Annotated in this window: 16 protein-coding genes; 12 read left to right on the top strand and 4 right to left on the bottom strand. The window is 61.9% G+C overall.

Annotated elements, in window-relative coordinates; all coding sequences use genetic code 11:
- The first annotated feature begins 63 nt into the window (after window positions 1-63).
- Window positions 64-822: a methyltransferase domain-containing protein gene (locus tag ACEN93_RS28290; protein ID WP_011333614.1), complete on the top strand. Its 759-nt coding sequence runs from the start codon at window positions 64-66 to the stop codon at window positions 820-822.
- Between the two features lie 92 nt (window positions 823-914).
- A complete protein-coding gene (gene rnhA, locus ACEN93_RS28295) occupies window positions 915-1,376 on the top strand; it encodes a ribonuclease HI (protein WP_039770807.1) in 462 nt (153 codons plus the stop codon).
- Here rnhA and ACEN93_RS28300 read toward each other — a convergent pair whose 3' ends face one another.
- Window positions 1,377-1,682 carry a DUF2388 domain-containing protein gene (locus ACEN93_RS28300; protein ID WP_052266592.1) on the bottom strand — a complete coding sequence of 102 codons (306 nt, stop codon included), beginning with the start codon at window positions 1,680-1,682 and terminating at the stop codon, window positions 1,377-1,379.
- A 188-nt stretch (window positions 1,683-1,870) separates the two neighbouring features.
- Here ACEN93_RS28300 and dnaQ point away from each other — a divergent pair, with 188 nt between their 5' ends.
- The 3 genes from dnaQ to ACEN93_RS28315 all read left to right on the top strand — a co-directional run bounded on the left by dnaQ (window position 1,871) and on the right by ACEN93_RS28315 (window position 5,669).
- A complete protein-coding gene (gene dnaQ, locus ACEN93_RS28305; protein WP_039770804.1) occupies window positions 1,871-2,629 on the top strand; it encodes a DNA polymerase III subunit epsilon in 759 nt (252 codons plus the stop codon).
- A gap of 155 nt (window positions 2,630-2,784) precedes the next feature.
- Window positions 2,785-5,040: an Orn/Lys/Arg family decarboxylase gene (locus tag ACEN93_RS28310; protein ID WP_495610797.1), complete on the top strand. Its 2,256-nt coding sequence runs from the start codon at window positions 2,785-2,787 to the stop codon at window positions 5,038-5,040.
- A 14-nt stretch (window positions 5,041-5,054) separates the two neighbouring features.
- Complete coding sequence (locus ACEN93_RS28315) at window positions 5,055-5,669, top strand: GNAT family N-acetyltransferase (RefSeq protein WP_074687860.1); 615 nt, start codon at window positions 5,055-5,057, stop codon at window positions 5,667-5,669.
- Here the strand turns inward: ACEN93_RS28315 and ACEN93_RS28320 are convergent.
- Entirely contained in the window at window positions 5,635-6,528 is an 894-nt protein-coding gene (locus ACEN93_RS28320) for a LysR family transcriptional regulator (RefSeq protein WP_163974737.1), read from the bottom strand. The two genes, ACEN93_RS28315 and ACEN93_RS28320, sit on opposite strands and share 35 nt — an antisense overlap.
- Before the next feature lie 85 nt (window positions 6,529-6,613).
- The gene (locus ACEN93_RS28325) at window positions 6,614-6,850 is read right to left on the bottom strand and encodes a hypothetical protein (RefSeq protein WP_007956926.1); all 237 of its coding nucleotides are present in this window, start codon (window positions 6,848-6,850) and stop codon (window positions 6,614-6,616) included.
- Window positions 6,851-7,035: 185 nt separating this feature from the next.
- Between ACEN93_RS28325 and ACEN93_RS28330 the strand changes: the two genes are divergently transcribed.
- Together ACEN93_RS28330 and ACEN93_RS28335 are read left to right on the top strand one after the other, a co-directional pair.
- Window positions 7,036-7,593, top strand: coding sequence for an NADPH-dependent FMN reductase (locus ACEN93_RS28330; RefSeq protein ID WP_007956924.1), 558 nt, complete (start codon window positions 7,036-7,038; stop codon window positions 7,591-7,593).
- 170 nt (window positions 7,594-7,763) lie between these two features.
- On the top strand, window positions 7,764-9,047 hold the full coding sequence (locus ACEN93_RS28335; protein ID WP_495610798.1) for an arsenic transporter: 1,284 nt from the start codon (window positions 7,764-7,766) through the stop codon (window positions 9,045-9,047).
- Here ACEN93_RS28335 and ACEN93_RS28340 read toward each other — a convergent pair.
- Window positions 9,044-9,994: a DUF1853 family protein gene (locus tag ACEN93_RS28340; RefSeq protein ID WP_210709496.1), complete on the bottom strand. Its 951-nt coding sequence runs from the start codon at window positions 9,992-9,994 to the stop codon at window positions 9,044-9,046. The two genes, ACEN93_RS28335 and ACEN93_RS28340, sit on opposite strands and share 4 nt — an antisense overlap.
- A gap of 114 nt (window positions 9,995-10,108) precedes the next feature.
- Here ACEN93_RS28340 and ACEN93_RS28345 point away from each other — a divergent pair, with 114 nt between their 5' ends.
- From ACEN93_RS28345 to ACEN93_RS28365, 5 genes are read left to right on the top strand one after another with little or no spacing between them, the layout of a single operon-like run.
- Window positions 10,109-10,999 (top strand): NAD(+) kinase, encoded by an 891-nt coding sequence (locus ACEN93_RS28345; protein ID WP_011333623.1) that lies wholly within the window; start codon window positions 10,109-10,111, stop codon window positions 10,997-10,999.
- Window positions 10,996-11,970, top strand: a complete 975-nt coding sequence (locus tag ACEN93_RS28350) for a metallophosphoesterase (RefSeq protein ID WP_371855265.1) — start codon at window positions 10,996-10,998, stop codon at window positions 11,968-11,970. The genes ACEN93_RS28345 and ACEN93_RS28350 overlap by 4 nt, the downstream gene beginning before the upstream one ends.
- Window positions 11,967-12,836, top strand: a complete 870-nt coding sequence (locus ACEN93_RS28355; RefSeq protein ID WP_064595524.1) for a rhomboid family intramembrane serine protease — start codon at window positions 11,967-11,969, stop codon at window positions 12,834-12,836. Before ACEN93_RS28350 ends, ACEN93_RS28355 begins: the two co-directional genes overlap by 4 nt.
- 30 nt (window positions 12,837-12,866) lie before the next feature.
- Window positions 12,867-13,127 (top strand): YeaC family protein, encoded by a 261-nt coding sequence (locus tag ACEN93_RS28360; RefSeq protein WP_011333626.1) that lies wholly within the window; start codon window positions 12,867-12,869, stop codon window positions 13,125-13,127.
- Window positions 13,124-13,954 carry a DUF2797 domain-containing protein gene (locus tag ACEN93_RS28365; RefSeq protein WP_039770790.1) on the top strand — a complete coding sequence of 277 codons (831 nt, stop codon included), beginning with the start codon at window positions 13,124-13,126 and terminating at the stop codon, window positions 13,952-13,954. Before ACEN93_RS28360 ends, ACEN93_RS28365 begins: the two co-directional genes overlap by 4 nt.
- Window positions 13,955-13,957 lie beyond the last annotated feature (3 nt).

Raw genomic sequence — 13,957 nt, forward strand, 5'->3', positions numbered from 1 at the left:
TCGAATTCGCCAAGCGGGTAACATTGGCGCATCTTAGAGGTTCCTGGCGTGTTGGAGAATGCAATGATCGATAAAGCGTTCGCTCAGGCCGATCCTGACTGGCTCGCGCTGATCGGTGCAGCCCGTGAATGGCTGTCCGGCCCCCTCGGGCAATTTCTGCTGGACGAAGAACGGCGCATGCTCGAAGACGAGCTGGGCCGGTTCTTCGGCGGCTATCTGGTGCATTACGGCCCGTCCGCCGAAACGCCGCCGTCGGCGCCGCAGGTGCAGCGCAACGTGCGGCTGGGCGCGCCCTTGCCGGGCGTGGAAATCGTCTGCGAAGAACAGGCCTGGCCGTTGAGCGAGCACGCCGCCGATGTGGTGGTGTTGCAGCACGGCCTGGATTTCTGTCTGTCGCCCCACGGTCTTCTGCGAGAAGCGGCCAGCAGCGTGCGCCCCGGCGGGCATCTGCTGATTGTCGGCATCAACCCCTGGAGCACCTGGGGGCTGCGCCACGTGTTCGCCCATGACGCCTTGCATCAGGCGCGCTGTATCTCGCCGTCGCGGGTGGCGGACTGGCTCAACCTGCTGGGCTTCGCGCTGGAGAAACGCCGCTTCGGGTGCTATCGTCCGCCGCTCGCGTCACCCAAGTGGCAGGCCCGTCTGGCCGGCTGGGAACGCAAGGCCGGCGATTGGCAACTGTCGGGCGGCGGCTTCTATTTGCTGGTCGCGCGCAAGATCGTGGTCGGCCTGCGTCCGGTGCGTCAGGAACGCCGCGAGCCGATGGGCAAGCTGATTCCGCTGCCGATGGCCAAGGTCAACCGCCGACGCATCGAACCGTAAACCTTCTTTTATTTATGGCCGGGTATATCCCGGCCTTGGCCATCGTCGATCCTTGATCGGCGAGGCCACGCATTTTTTCTGGATAGACTGGCATGAGCGAAAGCGTCGATAGCGTAGAACTGTTCACTGACGGCGCCTGTAAAGGCAACCCCGGCCCCGGCGGCTGGGGCGCCTTGCTGGTGTGCAAGGGTGTTGAAAAGGAACTGTGGGGCGGCGAAGCCAACACCACCAACAACCGCATGGAGCTGCTCGGCGCGATTCGCGGCCTGGAAGCCCTCAAGCGTCCGTGCGAAGTGCTGCTGGTGACTGACTCGCAATACGTGATGAAAGGCATCAACGAGTGGATGGCCAACTGGAAGAAACGCGGCTGGAAAACCGCCGCCAAGGAGCCAGTCAAAAACGCTGACCTGTGGAAGGAGCTCGACGAGCAGGTCAATCGCCACAAGGTCACCTGGAAATGGGTCCGCGGCCACATCGGCCACCACGGCAACGAACGGGCTGACCAGTTGGCCAACCGTGGGGTGGATGAGGTTCGCGGTTACAAGCAGGATTGATCAAAGCATCAAAATGGCCTTGGCCAGTTGCAGGTCGGTATAGGGCTGACCTGGCAGCAGGCTGCGAATTCGCGTCAGCGCCGCTTCCATCTGTGCGCCGCGAATGTTCCCGTCGCTGGCAACGAACGCCGCCGCGTCATCCTTGGCCGCCAACACGATCTTGTCGTCCTTGAACGAACCGCTGGTGCCTTTGCTGGCGCTGAGCGTAAGGCTCATGGTGATGTCGGTGCTGATGACGAAACTGGTGGCGTGCGCCTCGGCCGTCAGCAGGCAGCCGCCGAGCATTAAAACGTATGCAGTCTTCATGACGCTCTCAATTCGCAGGAAACAAGGCGCGCACGCTAACAAGCCGGTTTGCCGCCGACTTTATGAACATTGCTAATGATTGTTAAAAACTGCATGAGCGCCGATCACCTGACGGCGCGCGACGTGTACCGCGAGCGTGTTAACATCGCCGCTTTTGCACGATTGACCCCGTTGAGAGCTGAACACTGATGGCCACCAGATCCGTTGTACTCGATACCGAAACCACCGGCATGCCAGTGACCGACGGCCACCGGATTATCGAAATCGGTTGTGTCGAGCTGATCGGTCGACGTCTGACGGGCCGGCACTTTCACGTTTACCTGCAACCGGATCGCGAGAGTGATGAAGGCGCGATCGCCGTTCACGGCATCACCAACGAATTCCTGGTAGGCAAGCCGCGTTTTGCCGAAGTGGCCGACGAATTTTTCGAGTTCATCAACGGCGCGCAGCTGATCATCCATAACGCGGCGTTCGACGTTGGCTTCATCAACAATGAATTCGCCCTGATGGGCCAGCAGGATCGCGCGGACATCACGCAGCACTGCACGATCCTCGACACCCTGATGATGGCCCGGGAACGTCACCCGGGTCAGCGCAACAGCCTCGATGCCCTGTGCAAACGCTACGGCGTCGACAACTCCGGCCGTGAGCTGCACGGCGCATTGCTCGACTCGGAGATTCTCGCCGACGTCTACCTGACCATGACCGGTGGCCAGACCAGCCTGTCGCTGGCCGGCAACGCCTCCGACGGCAATGGCACGGGCGAGGGCGCGGACAACTCGGCCACCGAAATCCGCCGTCTGCCGGCAGATCGCAAACCGGGGCGGATCATTCGCGCTACCGAAGCCGAGCTGGCCGAACACCAGGTGCGCCTGGAAATCATCGCCAAATCGGCCGGTGCCCCGGCGTTGTGGACTCAACTGCTGGAAGCCGAAGCTCAGGCGTAAGGCAAAAAAGGATCGCCCGAACATCCAGGCCGTGTTCAGGCGATCCTTTGTTTTTGGCAGTACTGACAACTGGCCACCCTCGCCACATCCGCTCCGACCCTCTACCCTGAGGACATTGGCAGATCACTCTCCGCCGCCTCAGGACACTGAGCCCCATGTACAAAGATTTGAAGTTCCCGGTGTTGATCGTCCACCGCGACATCAAGGCCGACACGGTTGCCGGTGAACGCATTCGCGGCATCGCCCGAGAGCTGGAGCTGGAAGGTTTCAGTATCGTTTCGGCCACGGACTACACCGAAGGACGGCTGGTGGCGTCGACCCACCATGGTCTGGCGTGCATGCTGATTGCCGCCGAAGACGCCAGCACCAACTCCCATCTGTTACAGAACATGGCCGAACTGATCGGTCTGGCCCGGGTGCGGGCGCCGGATCTGCCGATCTTTGCCCTCGGCGAGCAGGTCACCCTGGAAAACGCCCCGGCCGATGCCATGGCCGAGCTCAACCAGTTGCGCGGCATTCTCTACCTGTTCGAAGACACGGTGCCGTTTCTCGCCCGGCAAGTGGCGCGGGCGGCACGCAAGTACCTGGACGGCCTGTTGCCGCCATTCTTCAAGGCGCTGGTGCAGCACACCGCCGATTCCAATTATTCCTGGCACACCCCAGGCCATGGCGGCGGGGTGGCTTATCACAAGAGTCCGGTGGGGCAGGCGTTTCACCAGTTCTTCGGGGAAAACACCCTGCGCTCGGATTTGTCGGTGTCGGTGCCGGAGCTGGGTTCCTTGCTCGACCACACCGGGCCATTGGCCGAGGCGGAAGCACGCGCCGCGCGCAATTTCGGCGCCGATCACACCTTTTTCGTGATCAATGGCACCTCGACCGCCAACAAGATCGTCTGGCACTCGATGGTCGGGCGCGATGATCTGGTGCTGGTGGATCGCAACTGTCACAAGTCGGTGCTGCACGCGATCATCATGACCGGCGCGATTCCACTGTACCTGTGCCCGGAACGCAATGAGCTGGGGATCATCGGCCCGATTCCGCTCAGTGAATTCAGCCGCGAATCGATCCAGGCCAAGATCGATGCCAGCCCGTTGACCAAGGGCCGCGAGCCGAAAGTCAAACTGGCGGTGATCACCAACTCCACCTACGACGGCCTCTGCTACAACGCCGAGCTGATCAAGCAGAGTCTGGGCAATAGCGTCGAAGTCCTGCATTTCGACGAGGCCTGGTACGCCTACGCCGCGTTTCACGAGTTTTTCGCCGGCCGTTACGGCATGGCTACCTCGCGCAGCGAGGACAGTCCGCTGGTGTTCACCACCCATTCCACCCACAAACTGCTGGCGGCGTTCAGCCAGGCCTCGATGATTCATGTGCAGGACGGCGGGGCGCGGCAGCTGGATCGCGACCGGTTCAACGAAGCGTTCATGATGCACATCTCGACGTCGCCGCAGTACAGCATCATCGCCTCGCTGGACGTGGCGTCGGCGATGATGGAAGGACCGGCCGGACGCTCGCTGCTACAGGAAACCTTCGACGAAGCCCTGAGTTTTCGCCGGGCGCTGGCCAATTTGCGCCAGCACATTGCCGCCGACGACTGGTGGTTTTCGATCTGGCAGCCGCCGGGTGTCGAAGGCATCGACCGGGTGCAGACCGAGGACTGGCTGCTGAAGCCTGATGCGGACTGGCATGGTTTCGGCGAGGTCAGCGACGATTATGTGCTGCTCGATCCGATCAAAGTGACTTTGGTGATGCCGGGCCTGACTGCTGGCGGCGCTTTGAGCGACAAGGGCATCCCGGCGGCAGTGGTCAGTCGCTTCCTCTGGGAGCGCGGACTGGTGGTGGAGAAAACCGGCCTGTATTCATTCCTGGTGCTGTTCTCCATGGGCATCACCAAGGGCAAGTGGAGCACGCTGCTGACCGAACTGCTGGAGTTCAAGCGCAGTTACGACGCCAACGTCAGCCTCGACACCTGCCTGAAGTGTGTGGCCCAGGAAGATCCTGTGCGCTATCGCGGCATGGGCCTGCGCGATCTGTGCGATCAGCTCCACGCCTGCTACCGCAGCAACGCCACCGCCAGACACCTCAAACGCATGTACACCGTGCTGCCGGACATCGCCATGAAACCGGCCCATGCTTACGATCAACTGGTACGCGGCGAAGTCGAGGCAGTGCCGATCGACGAGCTGGAAGGCCGGGTGGCGGCGGTGATGCTGGTGCCGTACCCGCCGGGCATTCCGCTGATCATGCCCGGCGAACGTTTTACCGAATCCACGCGCTCGATCATCGAATACCTCAGATTTGCCCGCACGTTCGATGCAACGTTTCCGGGCTTCGTGGTCGATGTGCACGGTCTGCAACACGAAGATGAGGGCAATGGACGGCAATACACCGTCGATTGCGTCAAGGAATGAGGGCTTTTCCGAGTATGCAACCGGTCATGAATCCGAAATACCCAGGGCTGTCGGTGCGGGTCGCCGACGAGGGTTTTGCCGAATATATCTGGGGCAGCGATTTCAGCTTCGAGGTGGCTGCCTACGGCGCGGCCGAAATCGGCAAACCCGTGGCGCAATGGGCCGTGACGCCCATCGTGCCGTATCGCAAGTGCTACGGCATCGATCCGGAGGAATTCAGCAGTTTTCGCGATGCTGCCGACAGCGCGATTTTCATGGCGTACCTGGAGGATGAGCCGGTCGGGCATCTGGTGATCAGCACCAACTGGAACGGCTTCGCCCATATCGATGAACTGGCGGTGCACGCTCCGGCACGGCGCCATGGTGTGGCCAAGGCCTTGCTCGACGTGGCGCAGTTCTGGAGTCGCAAGAAAAAGCTGCCGGGGATCATGCTGGAAACCCAGAACAACAACCTCGGCGCCTGCCGTCTGTATGAGCGCTGCGGGTATGTGATCGGCGGCATCGACCACTTGCGTTATCGCGGCATCGATCCGAACACCGCCGAAGTGGCGCTGTTCTGGTATCGATTGTTCGATAACCCGCTGGAGCATCCGATCAGTTCGCCAGCATCGCCTCGGCTTGTTCCGTGACGATCCCGAGCAGCGTCTGAATCGCCGCTGACGGCGTGGCGTGTTTGAAGGTCAGGGCATAGAGGCTGATCGGCACCGCCGGCGACAACGGGCAGACGTCGAGACCGCCCGCCCGCGCACCAAGGGCGGTGAAGGGGTCGACGATCGCCAGGCCTTCGCCGGCCTCGACCATGCTGCGCATCATCTGGTGGGTCTGCACCCGGGTCTGGATGGTCGGCGCCGGGCGCAGGGCCTGGAGTTTGTTTTCCAGGGCCGGGCTCAGCGGGTCCTGACCTTCGAGGCCGACCATCGCCTGACCGGCCAGATCCTGCAGGGAAACGTATTTCTGCTTCGGTTGCAGCCAGCCGTGGGGCGCAAGCAATTGCAACTTGCCCTGGGCCAGCGGCTGGCAATGGATATCGGGGTGCTGTGGATCGTGCAGGCTCAGGCCCAGATCGCTGTCGCGCAGCAGCAGATGTCGGACGATGTCGCGGGTCGGTTCGCTGAGCAGGGTGCAGGGCACGTCGGGCAGACGCCGGCGCAGGGCAGCGAGACTTTGCGGCAGCAGTTGCTGGGCCAGCGGCGGGGTGCCGATGATCCGCAAGGGTGGGGCGAGGTATTGTTTGAGGCTGCTGGCCAGCCGTTGCACCGGCTCCAGTGCTTCATAGATGTGGCCAATCTCGACTTGCAGCGCCCGGGCCTCCGGGGTTGGCTGAAGTCGTCCGCGTACGCTGGCGAACAGCATGAACCCGAGCTGACTCTCGGCTTCGCGCAAACGCTCCTCGACCTCGGGCGCCGCTAGTTGCAGCCATTCGGCGGCGGTGCCCACGTGACCGGTCTGCAAAAGCGCCTGAATCACTTCGATATGACGTAAACGCATGCGTGAAGTCCATGTCCGGCCGTTGGGGTCAGTGGCTGAATCCTACCCCAACTCGGCGCGGATGACTTCTGCTCATAACGATCGGTTATGAAGCGACCGATGGCTCGGGTTCGCGGATCAGGGTGATGCCCGACTGAACCAGCAGGAACTCGTTGTCGTCGATCTTGTTGACGCGGTCGCCAATCGCCAGCTTGTAGGTGGTAACGGGCTCCGTGCCGGTGAAACCGTCTGCCGACGGGTTGGATTCCTGGAACTCATGCACGGAATAAACGCGGCCTTCCGCATCTCTTGCATGGAACTGACCGACGAGTACTGCTGCCATCTGCTTAGAACCTCTGGAGATAAAACGCTTGATTTGCGGCTTGGTAGACCGTCATCGAGCTTGGTAAGTTTTCCTACAGGAAAAAAATATTCCAGACGCAGGAAATAACCTTCGGCGTCTGGTGGAATCGTCACCGGATCATCTATAACTAGTGGCTCCTCCCACGGACAGTCGAGAGTCTTCCAATGAGCAATGTCTATAACGTCGCAGTAGTGGTCGGCAGCCTGCGCAAGGCGTCCATCAACCGCAAGGTCGCCCTGGCGCTGGCGGAACTGGCACCGGCCAATCTCAAGCTGAACATTGTCGAAATTGGCGATCTGCCACTTTACAACGAAGACATCGACGGCGATTCACCGCCGGCAGCCTACAGCACTTTCCGGCAAAAAGTGGGTTCATCCGACGCTCTGCTGTTTGTCACCCCGGAGTACAACCGCTCGGTGCCGGCGCCTTTGAAGAACGCGATCGACGTCGGTTCGCGGCCGTATGGCAAGAGTGTCTGGAGCGGCAAACCGGGAGCGGTGATCAGCGTTTCGCCGGGTGCCATCGGTGGTTTCGGAGCCAACCAGCATCTGCGTCAGTCTTTTGTTTTCCTCAACGTGCCTTGCATGCAGCAGCCGGAAGCCTATCTGGGCGGCGCGGGCACGGCGTTCGACGAGGCGGGCAAACTGAACGAGTCGGTGAAGCCGTTTCTGCAAAGTTTCATCAATGCGTTTGGTGAGTGGGTGGCGCAGCACAAGAAGTGATTCACTGATTTTTCTGACAAGATATCGACCCTGTGGGAGCGAGCCTGCTCGCGATCTCGGTGTATCAGCTGGCACATCAGTTGAATGACACACCGCCATCGCGAGCAGGCTCGCTCCCACAGGTTTTGTGGTGTGGCTCAATTTTTCCCTTTTATTGAAGGCTGTCGCGAATGCTCGCTGCGTCACTGATTTTCCTGCTGACCATTACCCTGGTGATCTGGCAACCCAAAGGCCTCGGGGTCGGCTGGAGTGCAACGTTCGGCGCCATCGTTGCGCTGATTTTCGGCGTGGTGCATCTGAGCGACATCCCGCTGGTGTGGCAAATCATCTGGAACGCCACCGGCACGTTCGTAGCGCTGATCATCATCAGCCTGTTGCTCGACGAGGCGGGGTTCTTCGCCTGGGCGGCGTTGCACGTAGCGCGGTGGGGCCGGGGCAGCGGGCGCAAGCTGTTTGCCTTCATGGTGCTGCTGGGTGCGCTGGTCTCGGCGCTGTTCGCCAATGACGGTGCCGCGCTGATCCTCACACCCATCGTGATTTCCATGCTGCTGGCCCTGCGTTTTTCTCCGGCGGCGACCCTGGCGTTCGTCATGGGCGCGGGGTTCATTGCCGACACCGCGAGCCTGCCGCTGGTGGTGTCGAACCTGGTGAACATCGTCTCGGCCGATTTCTTTCACATCGGATTCAACCGGTATGCGGCGGTGATGGTGCCGGTCAACTTTGTCAGCGTCGCGGCCACGCTGGGCATGTTGCTCTGGTTCTTCCGCCGCGACATTCCCAAGGCCTACGACCCGGAACAGCTTGAACACCCGGAAACCGCCATCCACGACAATGCCACGTTCTACGCCGGTTGGGCGGTGCTGGTGATTCTGCTGATCGGCTGTTTCGCGCTGGAGCCGCTGGGCATTCCGATCAGTGCAATCTCGGCGGTGTGCGCGGCGCTGTTGCTGGCGATTGCCGCGCGCGGGCACAAGATCTCCACGCGCAAGGTGATGAAAGAGGCGCCGTGGCAGATCGTGATTTTCTCGCTGGGCATGTATTTGGTGGTCTACGGACTGCGCAATGCCGGGCTCACCGATTATCTGGCCGGGTGGCTCAATGTGTTCGGCGAATACGGTGTATGGGGCGCGGCGATGGGCACCGGGGTGCTGACGGCGTTGTTGTCGTCGATCATGAACAACCTGCCGACGGTGCTGGTCGGTCTGCTGTCGATCGATGCCAGCCAGGCCAGCGGTGTGGTGAAGGAGGCGATGATCTACGCCAACGTGATCGGCAGCGACCTGGGACCGAAAATCACCCCGATCGGCAGTCTGGCGACCTTGCTCTGGCTGCATGTGCTGGAGCGCAAGAACATCAAGATCGGCTGGGGGTATTACTTCAGGGTCGGGATCGTGCTGACCGTGCCGGTGTTGCTGGTGACGCTGGCCGCACTGGCTGTGCGGTTGTCGGTTTAACTCTGGCCCGGCACATTCGGCCACAGATCCGACACCAGAAACAGCCGCTCGGCTTCTTCCCACTCGCCCCGGGCATTTTCGGTCAGGCGCACCATCAGTTGCGCCGGGGCCAGCGGTTCGAGCTCATCGAGCCAGGCCTGCAAGTGCCCGTTGCTCCAGGTCTGCTCCGCCGGGTAGTGCGCCGGCGCCAGCCAGGCGTGGCGGGGCAGGGGTTGCCAGCGTCCGTCCGGGCGCTGCGCGACAAATGCCGGCCAGTCTTTCTGATGCAGCCAGCTGCCGCGCAAATGCTGCGGGTGGGCGCCGCTGGGCGGCACGGACTGACCGGGCCATGGATACAACAGATACCCGCCAAGCCACAGTTGCGCACTGAACGTCCCGACATCCAGCGCCGCCAGCACTTCGCGGCTTTCCGGGCGCGCGGAGATCGGCAGCTGATGTTCGCTCAAATGCGCCAGTTTGCGATCCAGTCGATCATGACAGCCCGGCCCCAGCCACGACGCCGGATCATGCCCGTCGCCGTTCTGCGGGCCGAGGTAGAGCTTGATCGCCAGTTCCAGGTGATGCACGCCGTCGCGGTCGCGCAGCAGCATGTCCAGCTCGCCTAGGGTGTGGCCTTCGCGGCGGATCGGCAGGTTGGCGGCGATCAGCTCAATGCCCGGCGCGTGTTCCACCGCAAATTGCCACAACCGCTCGTAATACAGGCCCAGGCGCCGGGTACGGGCCTGGGACAGCCAGTGCAGCAGGCCGTAACTGTCGCGGTCGAGCTGGCGCAGCCAGTGTTCAAGGCGCTTGGGATCGCCGACCCAGTCGCTGCCCGCCAGCGGATGGCGCTGCGGCCACGGGGTAGCGGCGAGCATTGGCGGGGCGAGGATCACCCACGCCAGATCACGCACCTCGGGGTGGCGTAACTGGTGGGGCAACTGCAGCAAATCGGGAAATAGGATCATCTTGCGAGCATAGCCTCAAACACCGGTGCAGCCTCGGGGCTGAAAGGATTTTGTCTATCCGGCGCTTTCGCCCATAATCGTGCTTTTCGCCGTCTCAGTCCCCGCAGGAGTCCCATGGAGCAATTTCGTAATATCGGCATCATCGGTCGCTTGGGCAGCTCCCAGGTGCTGGATACCGTCCGCCGACTGAAACGCTTCCTGCTCGATCGTCACCTGCATGTGATTCTCGAAGACACCATCGCCGAAGTCCTGCCGGGCCATGGCCTGCAAACCTCGTCGCGCAAGATGCTCGGCGAAGTCTGCGACATGGTCATCGTGGTCGGCGGTGACGGCAGCCTGCTCGGCGCGGCGCGGGCACTGGCCAAACACAATATTCCGGTACTCGGGATCAACCGTGGCAGCCTCGGCTTTCTCACCGACATCCGCCCCGACGAGCTGGAAATCAAGGTCGCCGAAGTGCTCGACGGCCATTATCTGGTGGAAAACCGCTTCCTGCTGCAGGCCGAAGTCCGTCGCCACGCCGAAGCCATCGGCCAGGGCGATGCGCTGAACGACGTGGTGCTGCACCCGGGCAAATCGACGCGGATGATCGAGTTCGAGCTGTACATCGACGGCCAGTTCGTCTGCAGCCAGAAGGCCGACGGCCTGATCGTCGCCACCCCGACCGGTTCCACCGCGTACGCACTGTCCGCCGGTGGCCCGATCATGCATCCCAAGCTTGACGCTATTGTGATTGTGCCGATGTACCCCCATACCTTGTCGGGCAGACCGATCGTGGTCGATGGCAACAGTGAGCTGAAAATCGTCGTGTCCAAAGATATGCAGATCTACCCGCAAGTCTCCTGCGACGGGCAGAACCACTTCACCTGCGCGCCGGGCGACACCATCACCGTCAGCAAGAAAGCGCAGAAGCTGCGGCTGATCCATCCGCTCGACCACAACTACTACGAAGTCTGCCGGACCAAGCTCGGCTGGGGCAGCAAGTTGGGTGGTGGAGGCGACTGATGCTCGATCCCGCGCGCAGTTATGACCTGATTGGTGACGTGCACGGATGCGCCCTGACCCTGGAACACCTGCTGGACCGTCTCGGTTATCACAAGCAGGGCGGAGTCTGGCGGCATCCGTCGCGCATGGCCGTGTTTGTCGGCGACATCATCGACCGCGGCCCGCGGATTCGCGAGGCGCTGCACATCGTCCACGACATGGTCGAGGCCGGTCAGGCGTTGTGCATCATGGGCAACCACGAGTTCAACGCCCTCGGCTGGAGCACCCCGGCGCCTCCGGGCAGCGGCAAGCAGTTCGTCCGTGAACACACCCCGCGCCATGCCCGATTGCTGCACGAAACCCTGACCCAGTTCGAAGACCATCCGGGCGACTGGCACGACTTCCAGCAGTGGTTCTACAAACTGCCGTTGTTCGTCGACGCCGGACGTTTCCGCGTGGTGCATGCCTGCTGGGATGCCGGCCTGATCGAGCCGCTGCGCGCGCTGTTCCCCGATGGCTGCATTGATGAACACTTTCTCCAGGCATCGGCCGTACCGGGCAGTTTCGCCTGCACCGTGTTCGATCGCCTGCTGCGTGGCACCGACATGCGCCTGCCGGATGGCCTGACCATGACCAGCGGTGATGGCCTGGTGCGTTCGTTCTTCCGCACCAAGTTCTGGGAAGACGACCCGCAAACCTACGGCGACATCGTGTTCCAACCCGATGCATTGCCGGAACCGGTGGCGCAAAAGCCGCTGACCTCCAGCGAAAAGAATTCCCTGCTGCGCTACGGCGTCGATGAGCCGTTGCTGTTCGTCGGTCATTACTGGCGCAGCGGCAAACCGGCGCCGATCCGCCCGAACCTCGCGTGCCTGGATTACAGCGCGGTGCTCTACGGCAAACTGGTGGCCTATCGTCTGGATCAGGAAACTCGCCTCGATCCGCATAAATTTGTCTGGGTCGACGTCGAGCGGCCGGAGGTGCTGCGATGAGTGCCATAGCGGTCTTGCGTGTGCCGTTGGCGGCGGACCTGAGTGGGTTCGTCAAACTGCTGCAACGCATGCAAGTGCCCCATCGTGTCAGCGAAGAGGCGGGCGAGCAGGTGTTGTGGGTGCCCTCGGAAATCAGCGACGACGTGCGCTCGCTGTACGAGCGTTTCCCGGCGGGCGACCCGGATCAGCAACTGGAAATTCCGGCGGCGCCGACGCTCAAGCGCCCGAGCTTCGCCGAGCAACTGAAACATGCCAAAGCCACCGGATTCATTCTGCTGCTGAGCCTGATCGTCGGCGGGTTGACCTTCCTTGGCGATAACCTCGACACGATGCGTTGGCTGACCTTCCTCGATTTTCGCGTGGTCGGCGACTACATCCACTTCACACCACTGGCCGACAGCCTGGCGGCGGGGCAGTGGTGGCGCCTGTTTACGCCGATGCTGATCCACTTCGGCATCCTGCACCTGGCCATGAACGGCATGTGGTACTGGGAGCTGGGGCGGCGCATCGAGTCGCGCCAGGGCAGCGTCAACCTGATCGGTCTGACGCTGCTGTTCGGCCTGGTTTCCAACTATGCGCAGTTCGCATGGGGCGGCCCGAGCCTGTTCGGCGGCCTGTCCGGCGTACTTTACGGATTGCTCGGTCACTGCTGGATCTTCCAGTTGCTGGCGCCGAACCCGGCCTATCGCCTGCCGCGCGGCGTGCTGGCAATGATGCTGGTGTGGTTGCTGGTGTGCATGTCCGGGCTGATCTCGATGATCGGTTTCGGCGAAATCGCCAACGCTGCCCACGTCAGCGGGTTACTCATCGGATGCTTAACCGGTTTGTTGGGCGGTTTGTACAACCGCCGTAAATTGGCCGCCTGAATTTTTTGAATAAAGAGCACGGAGACCCTGATGTCCTCTTTTAACGATTTGATCAAGAACATCACCCCGGACATCTACCAGAGCCTGAAACTGGCGGTAGAGATCGGCAAATGGTCCGACGGCGGCAAACTCACCGCCGAGCAGCGCGAGCTGTCGTTGCAGGCGATGATCGCCTGGGAAATGCAGAACCTGCCCGAGGAAGAGCGCACCGGCTACATGGGCCCGCAGGAATGCGCGTCGAAGTCGATCGAAGTGCCGAACATCCTGTTCAAGTCGGACGCCCTCCATTGATCGAGATCGGCCGCGGTGCAATCAGCAAAATGTCGGCGCGCCTGGACGGGCCGAACGTGCAGTACGCGTTTCGTCTGGATGACGTCGAGGTGCCGGTCAACCCGTTGATCGGCAGCACGGTGCGTCTGGAATACCTGGGGGCGATTCACTGCACCCATTGCGGGCGCAGGACCAAGACCAGTTTCAGTCAAGGCTACTGCTATCCGTGCATGACCAAACTCGCCCAGTGCGACATTTGCATCATGAGCCCGGAGCGCTGCCACTTCGAGGCCGGCACCTGCCGTGAGCCGGAGTGGGGCGAGAAGTTCTGCATGACCGACCACATCGTCTACCTGGCCAATTCGTCGGGGATCAAGGTCGGCATCACCCGCGCCACCCAGTTGCCGACCCGCTGGCTCGACCAGGGCGCCAGTCAGGCGCTGCCGATCATGCGCGTTTCGACGCGGCAGCAGTCGGGCTTCGTCGAAGACCTGTTCCGCAGCCAGGTGGCGGACAAGACCAACTGGCGCGCCTTGCTCAAGGGCGATGCGGCGGCGGTGGATCTGGCGCAGGTGCGCGATCAACTGTTCGAAAGCTGCGCCCCGGGTCTGCAAGGTTTGCAGGAGCGATTCGGTCTCCAGGCCATTCAGACCATCGCCGATGTCGAGCCGCTGGAAATCCGTTACCCGGTCGAGCAGTACCCGGCCAAGATCGTCAGCTTCAACCTGGACAAGAACCCGATTGCCGAAGGCACGCTGCTGGGGATCAAGGGCCAGTACCTGATCTTCGACACCGGCGTGATCAACATTCGTAAATACACGGCCTACCAGCTCGCCGTGCATCAATAAGGA

This window comes from Pseudomonas sp. Pseusp21 (assembly GCF_059492145.1).

Coding starts and splice junctions, on each gene's coding strand:
- ACEN93_RS28290 (WP_011333614.1), top strand. CDS start 64: ATGATCGATAAAGCGTTCGCTCAGGCCGATCCTGACTGGCTCGCGCTG.
- rnhA (WP_039770807.1), top strand. CDS start 915: ATGAGCGAAAGCGTCGATAGCGTAGAACTGTTCACTGACGGCGCCTGT.
- ACEN93_RS28300 (WP_052266592.1), bottom strand. CDS start 1,682: ATGAAGACTGCATACGTTTTAATGCTCGGCGGCTGCCTGCTGACGGCC.
- dnaQ (WP_039770804.1), top strand. CDS start 1,871: ATGGCCACCAGATCCGTTGTACTCGATACCGAAACCACCGGCATGCCA.
- ACEN93_RS28310 (WP_495610797.1), top strand. CDS start 2,785: ATGTACAAAGATTTGAAGTTCCCGGTGTTGATCGTCCACCGCGACATC.
- ACEN93_RS28315 (WP_074687860.1), top strand. CDS start 5,055: ATGCAACCGGTCATGAATCCGAAATACCCAGGGCTGTCGGTGCGGGTC.
- ACEN93_RS28320 (WP_163974737.1), bottom strand. CDS start 6,528: ATGCGTTTACGTCATATCGAAGTGATTCAGGCGCTTTTGCAGACCGGT.
- ACEN93_RS28325 (WP_007956926.1), bottom strand. CDS start 6,850: ATGGCAGCAGTACTCGTCGGTCAGTTCCATGCAAGAGATGCGGAAGGC.
- ACEN93_RS28330 (WP_007956924.1), top strand. CDS start 7,036: ATGAGCAATGTCTATAACGTCGCAGTAGTGGTCGGCAGCCTGCGCAAG.
- ACEN93_RS28335 (WP_495610798.1), top strand. CDS start 7,764: ATGCTCGCTGCGTCACTGATTTTCCTGCTGACCATTACCCTGGTGATC.
- ACEN93_RS28340 (WP_210709496.1), bottom strand. CDS start 9,994: ATGATCCTATTTCCCGATTTGCTGCAGTTGCCCCACCAGTTACGCCAC.
- ACEN93_RS28345 (WP_011333623.1), top strand. CDS start 10,109: ATGGAGCAATTTCGTAATATCGGCATCATCGGTCGCTTGGGCAGCTCC.
- ACEN93_RS28355 (WP_064595524.1), top strand. CDS start 11,967: ATGAGTGCCATAGCGGTCTTGCGTGTGCCGTTGGCGGCGGACCTGAGT.
- ACEN93_RS28360 (WP_011333626.1), top strand. CDS start 12,867: ATGTCCTCTTTTAACGATTTGATCAAGAACATCACCCCGGACATCTAC.